Here is a 6,177-nt window from a genome sequence, read left to right as displayed (position 1 = left end):
CACAATGCAAGCCGATGCATTCACAATGCAAGTCGATGCATTCACAATGCAAGCCGATGCATTCACAATGCAAGCCGATGCATTCACAATGCAAGCCGGTGCATTCACAATGCAAGCCGATGCATTCACAATCCTTATCTTTTGTTTAAACTTGCCCAATTTAAAACTTTATCTTACTGATAGGTTTTTAGTTACAATGGGTACATTAAATGTATACTATAGTGGTAGATACATTTATGACTATCCAAGATACAACCCGCCGTTTGCGCCCTCAAACCATTAGTCAAGATATTAGCTCATTGCACGGTTTGCAAACCGTCAGCAACTATAACACGACTCGTGCTGATGCCTCAGCTGCAAAGTTACAGGAAGTTTATCAGGCGATGTTGATTTCTCAACAAACCGAAACCGAGAAACTAGCTTTATACCGTGCTGCTGCTGATGCTGCCCGATTAGCAGAATGGGAATATCATAATAGTGTATTAGCGATGAAAGAAGTTGTGCGCGGGCAATATGGTTCAGATAGCGATCAGGCTCAGGCTGTAGGACTGAAGAAAAAATCAGATCGCAAGCGTCCTTCCCGGAAAAAGCTAGTTGCGATCGCTAGTTAGGAATAAAAATTAAATAACATAGAATTTACGTCGCTGGCTTACCTCACCCTCAATCCCTCTCCTTATAAAGGAGAGGGAAGCTAGATATAGGATGAAGTTTTGCATTTTATTTACAGTTATCTTCAGGTAAATAGATCACGCGCTAGGGGCACAGCATTGCTGTGCCCCTACGACAGATGTGGTTCAAATACATGATTTCTGCTGTAATCTACGTTCCTAATTAACTTAATTAATTCATCCCACTGCTACGAAAACAACCACACGCGGCGCGATCACTCGTTTTACTCGTTCCCACTCGGAGACTGGGAATGCATTCATTAGACATAGGAGTGAAAATTAATTCTGCGTTGCTCGAAATCCTTGGTAGGGACAATTCATGAATTGTCCCTACGTCATTTTCACCAGATGTCTATTGAGTCGGAGACTCAATTTCTGACTGGAGGCAGCAGCCCCTAATCAGGCATTCCCATGCAGAGCATAGGAACGAGATAGGAGATAAATGACGAAAGTTACACTCTACATTCGACTTGTGTGTACACCGTAGGCTTGCGGGGAGGGGAGACAACGTGTAGCTTTGGCTCTTTGGGGTTCATTTCTTATTTTTGATTTATGCAAGAGGTCTTATCTACAGCAGTTTGTCTAATGTAATTGGCAAATCACGGATGCGCTTACCTGTGGCATGATAGACAGCGTTAGCGATCGCCGCCGCACTTCCAGTAATGCCAATTTCACCAATTCCTTTTACACCAAGCGGGTTGATATATGGATCGTGTTCATCAACGAACAACACCTCAATCGGGGGAACATCTGCATTCACTGGTACGTGATATTCAGCTAAATCGGCATTGACAACACGCCCCCGATGAGGGTCTGTTACGGTGTGTTCCATTAACGCCATGCCAATACCATAGACAATTCCCCCAATCAACTGACTGTTGGCTGTTTTAGCATTGAGTATGCGTCCCACGCCAAAAGTTCCCACCCAGCGCGTTACTCGCACTTCGCCAGAATCCGGGTTAACGCGGACTTCGGCAAATTGCGATCCAAATGCGTGCATTGAAAACTTCTTTTGTTCCTCTCCAGGCTTGGCATCTGCACGCGCTTCGATCATTTTCATTCCCTGCCGTGCCAAGATTGCCTGATAAGTTTCGGTTGCGGACGATTTATTTTTTAAGAAAAAGCTGCCATCTTGGGCAATCACATCTTCAGCCTTTGAACTATAAAGCGGCGATTTTTGATCGGCAAGTGCTAGTTGCAAAAGCTGACTCCGAGCTTGATTTCCGGCTAAATGCACCGCAGAACTAACACTAGCGGCAGTTTGCGAACCACCGGAAACGGGGGTTTCTGGCATCTTAGTATCACCTAGTTCAAAGCGGACTTTGTTAACTGGTAGACCGAGTGCCTCAGCCGCGACTTGAGTCATTACAGTATAAGTCCCTGTGCCAATATCTTGTGAGCCACTCTGCACAACGGCTGTACCATCTGCCATAATCTGAGCGATCGCCGATGCTGGGGAACGGTTGGTAGGATAAGTAGCTGTCGCCATACCCCAACCGAGCAAATAATTACCATCACGCATCGAACGGGGCTTGGGATTGCGCTTTTGCCAGCCAAACTTTTCTGCGCCTAATCTGTAACACTCTTTAAGTGACTTGCTCGACCAAGGTATTCCTTTACTAGGATCGACATCAGCATAGTTACGTAGACGCAGTTCCACCGGATCGATATTCAACGCATAAGCGAGTTCGTCCATTGCCGATTCTAAGGCGAAAGACCCTGAAGCTTCGCCTGGCGCCCGCATAAAGGTTGGTGTTCCTTGATCAAGTTGAACCAGACGGTGGCTAGTTTCGATATTTGGGCAAGCGTAGATCATCCGGGCGCTTTTACCAACAGGTTCGATAAATTCATCAAAAGTTGAAGTCTGCGATGTGCCGGCGTGTCGCAGAGCGGTTAATTTGCCCTCGCGGGTTGCACCTAAAGAAACCTGTTGAATTGTCTCTGGTCGGAAGCCCACAGGCCCATACATCTGTATCCGTCCCAAAACTAATTTCACTGGGCGATTAACCTGCCGGGCTGCGATCGCAGCTAAAGGCACATGGGACCAAGCCGATCCTTTGCAGCCAAAGCCACCGCCCACAAAGTAAGACATAATGCGGACTTTCTTTGGCTCAATTCCTAATACTCCTGCAACTTTTTCTTGAGTGGAAAAGATTCCCTGAGTTGCGTCATACAGCAGCAGTTGATCGCCATGCCAAACTGCTGTTGTGGCATGAGGCTCCATTGGATTGTGATTTTCGATCGGTGTAGTATAGGTTTGCTCGACGCGGACAGCCGCCGCCGCTAGTCCCTGGTTGACATTGCCGTGAGCTAAATCGGGCGGCTCGTCTTTAGGGATTTTACCTTTAGGTAAGTATGCCTTAGCGAGGTTGTCCCGCATATTAATCTTCGGTTTCTCTTCGTCATAGCGAACTTGCACCAGTGAGGCTGCGTACATAGCTCGTTCAAAGGTATCGGCAACTACGACAGCAATATGTTGACCGCTATACAGCACAATGTTATCTTGCAGCACTTGCAGCTTACGACCACCGCCCTTTTCGCCCGATGCCTTCGGTGCATTCAGGTGGGTAATTACTGCTAATACACCCGGTACTTGTTCCGCCGCCTTTGTATCAATTTCGGCAATCTTACCTTTGGCGATCGTGCTTTGAATTGTCACCGCATAAGTAAGCTTGGCAACCGGAAACTCAGCTGAATAGCGGGCGCCACCAGTTACCTTCAGGTGTCCATCAACTCGATTTAGCGGTTTGCCGACAACTGTATTTTTATCCCCTGTATTCATGCCATCCCTCCCACGGTTGCCAGCGCCTTCACAATTGTGCGTTTAGTCAGTTCCACCTTAAAGCCGTTGTATTTTTGAGGTTTAGCTTTGGCGAGCGCGGCGATCGCTGCTGCTTGAAATGTTGCCTGATTTGCGGGCTGGTTCAAAAGGGCTTTTTCCGCTTCGTAAGCACGCCAGGGCTTTGTTCCCACCCCACCAAGAGCAATGCGTGCCGAGCGAATGATCCCATTTTGAATATCTAATGCTGCCGCAACCGATGTCATGGCAAAGGCATAGGAGGCGCGATCGCGGACTTTTAAATAATGCGATCGCTTCGCAAAGGTTGAACCCGGTAAGTCAACGCCAACAATTAACTCTCCGTGTTGTAAAATTGACTCTGTTTCTGGTGTATCGCCCGGTAGGAGATGAAAATCGACCAGAGGAATACTCCGCTCTCCTTTCGGTCCCCGTGTTTGCACAACTGCATCGAGTGCGATCATTGCCACCGCCATATCGGAAGGATGGGTAGCTATACAGCGATCGCTACCGCCGAAAATTGCATGAATGCGGTTATAGCCCTCGATTGCTGGACAACCTGAACCGGGAACGCGCTTATTACAGGGGAAAGCTGGATCACGGAAGTAGTAACAACGAGTACGTTGCAGTAAATTCCCGCCCACTGTCGCCATGTTTCGCAGTTGCGGTGATGCCCCAGATAGCAACGCCTCTGATAGCACCGGATAACGCTCTTGAATTAGGGCATGATATGCAACGTCGCTATTACGTGCCATTGCCCCAATCCGCACACCGTTACCCTGCATTTCTATCTTGGTTAGGGGTAGGGGGTTGATATCTACCAACTCACTTGGCGTCTGTACATTCAGCTTCATCAAATCAATTAAGCTTGTACCCCCTGCCAAGTAAGCCGCTTCCACCTCTGGAGTTACCAACGCCACGGCATTATCCACTTGTCCGATTTTCTGATAGCTAAACGGCTGCATCTTTTTTCCCCTCTAAGACATCGCGGACAGCAGCCACGATATTTGGATAAGCACCACAACGGCAGATATTCCCGCTCATCAGTTCCCGAATGTCAGCATCCGATTTAGCGTGTCCCTCGTTCACCAAACCCACCGCCGAACAAATCTGTCCCGGTGTGCAGTAGCCGCACTGAAACGCATCGTGGGCAAGAAACGCGGCTTGCATCGGGTGTAAATTGTTTCCTTGCTCCAGCCCTTCAATAGTTGCGATCGCGGCGTCGGTGTGCATAATCGCAAATGTCAGGCAGGAATTAATCCGATGTCCATCAACCAGCACTGTGCAAGCACCGCATTGACCATGATCACAACCTTTTTTAGTCCCAATTAGCCCCATATATTCCCGAAGTGCATCAAGTAAAGTCACACGCGGTTCAATCTGTAAACTATGTGCTGTTCCGTTGACTTGCAGCGTCACCTTCATCGTCTCCGGTGTTGAAGTTGCCAACATTGGAGTAGTTTTTTTGACTTGAGTTTGTGCTACAGCTTTCCCTACAAAATTACTAATCGTAGCCGCTACTGTGGTGACGATCATCAATTGACCCAATTTGCGGCGTCTGACGACAAACTTCATTTTTTTACTCCATTCTGTTTTTGTTGGTAATAATATTGAGTAATTCTCTTAACTTAAATTCTTTAGAGAAAATCACTTTTTCTAACAGGCATTTTCCTTAAAATGACATTGTTCCCAGAATACAATTTCAGCTTGTTATCGTCTCTCTATCAGAAGATTTATGCCATAAGTATCATCTCTAATTATCAAAACAGAATAAAAAGTGGTTCTTCAGTACCTGTTATGCCAAATTATTAGTTAAACATCAAAATTTGGCTTAAAAAATAGGGTTAAAAGCCAAAATTATTGCTAAAATCCTAAAATGTTAGCAAATAATGCTAATTATGTTGATAAATAAGGCTTTCAGGGTTTTATCAAAGGAGTTTAGCATAGTAAGTACTGAAGAGCCTAAAAAGTCTGTATTAACGTTTACTCTTCTGTTTATCTTTAATAAATTGCAATCTGGCATTTTCCTTGTTGTTGAACCATTGATAAGCTGTTACGTATACAACTTGCATTGTCAGGGCGGGCAAGATGCCCACCCCACAATCATATTGAAAAAATAATTAGTGCAAATTAAAGGCGCAACAGCTTATTGAACGTTTAGTAGTAAAACTTACGCAAAACTACATGCGCGGGCAATTCATCTAGACGAAGACTTCCCGCAGGGTACATTGGTGTCAACTTCAGCCAAAACTTCTTTAAAACCTCGTTTCTAGCCTCTGGCTAGAAATGCTCAAGACTTGTGGCAGCAGCCCTCACTATGCATTAAGAGTCAGAGACTTCTTTTCGAGACAATCTCTAAAAGCTGGTTATAGACTGGCTTTTACGTTAAGTTGAGACCAATACGCAGGGTATGAAACCCTATCTAAAAATAGGGTTTCATACCCTTTCACTTTAATAATGATACAAATACGTTGGTAGGGCCACAGCAATGCTCATTGGTGTCAACTTAACGTAGAAGTTAGGCAAGGCAAGCTTTCGAGGTTTGACCCTCACAAGAACAGCCCCTCTCCCAAAATTGGGAGAGGGGAGCAAATTCTCTAGTTCCCCGAATCCCAACTTGGGATTCGGGGTTAGGGGATGAGGGCAAAACGCCTTCTCAAAGCAGATTTTTTCTGAAGTTGACACCAATGAGCTTTTTCTGTGCCCCTATGA

Annotated in this window: 4 protein-coding genes; 1 reads left to right on the top strand and 3 read right to left on the bottom strand. The window is 46.0% G+C overall.

The annotated features are described in order from the left end of the window. The first annotated feature begins 236 nt into the window (after nt 1-236). The gene (locus ACYTXL_RS25625; RefSeq protein ID WP_461927150.1) at nt 237-611 is read left to right on the top strand and encodes a hypothetical protein; all 375 of its coding nucleotides are present in this window, start codon (nt 237-239) and stop codon (nt 609-611) included. Nucleotides 612-1,236: 625 nt separating this feature from the next. Here ACYTXL_RS25625 and ACYTXL_RS25620 read toward each other — a convergent pair. Genes ACYTXL_RS25620 through ACYTXL_RS25610 form a run of 3 tightly spaced genes read right to left on the bottom strand, consistent with a single transcriptional unit; the run spans nt 1,237 to nt 5,040 of the window. After that, entirely contained in the window at nt 1,237-3,450 is a 2,214-nt protein-coding gene (locus tag ACYTXL_RS25620; protein ID WP_461922248.1) for a xanthine dehydrogenase family protein molybdopterin-binding subunit, read from the bottom strand. Further along, nucleotides 3,447-4,430 carry an FAD binding domain-containing protein gene (locus tag ACYTXL_RS25615; protein ID WP_461922249.1) on the bottom strand — a complete coding sequence of 328 codons (984 nt, stop codon included), beginning with the start codon at nt 4,428-4,430 and terminating at the stop codon, nt 3,447-3,449. The genes ACYTXL_RS25620 and ACYTXL_RS25615 overlap by 4 nt, the downstream gene beginning before the upstream one ends. Further along, on the bottom strand, nt 4,417-5,040 hold the full coding sequence (locus tag ACYTXL_RS25610) for a (2Fe-2S)-binding protein (RefSeq protein WP_461922250.1): 624 nt from the start codon (nt 5,038-5,040) through the stop codon (nt 4,417-4,419). The genes ACYTXL_RS25615 and ACYTXL_RS25610 overlap by 14 nt, the downstream gene beginning before the upstream one ends. Between the last annotated feature and the right edge of the window lie 1,137 nt (nt 5,041-6,177).

It is taken from the genome of Nostoc sp. (assembly GCF_054880495.1).
This window is presented reverse-complemented; position numbering and strand designations above follow the sequence as displayed.